We start from the raw sequence: 251 nt of genomic DNA, 5'->3' as shown, positions 1-251 counted from the left end.
CTACTGGGATAACGGCACGGCCAAACTCGACCGTTCTTTCGATGCCGGCATTGAAAAAGCGGCGGCACGCATCGCCGAGATCGCCGCCGGCAATGCGCCGGTCCATGGGATCAATACCGGTTTCGGCAAACTCGCTTGCATCAAGATCGACGCAGCCGATGTGGCGACGTTGCAGCGTAACCTCATCCTGTCGCATTGCTGCGGTGTTGGTGCGGCCCTGCCGGAAAATGTCGTTCGTCTGATCATGGCGC

1 protein-coding gene is annotated in these 251 nt (G+C 59.8%); it reads left to right on the top strand.

Annotated features, from left to right (window positions below):
* Positions 1-251 (top strand): aromatic amino acid lyase (locus SB816_RS33675; protein WP_410548460.1); only part of this gene is annotated, 251 nt, incomplete at both ends.

The sequence above is a fragment of the Achromobacter sp. SIMBA_011 genome (assembly GCF_046535435.1).
In the GTDB taxonomy this organism is placed as follows: domain Bacteria; phylum Pseudomonadota; class Gammaproteobacteria; order Burkholderiales; family Burkholderiaceae_B; genus Achromobacter; species Achromobacter dolens.
Note: the sequence above shows the minus strand (reverse complement) of the source record. Positions and strands in the feature narration are given on the sequence as shown.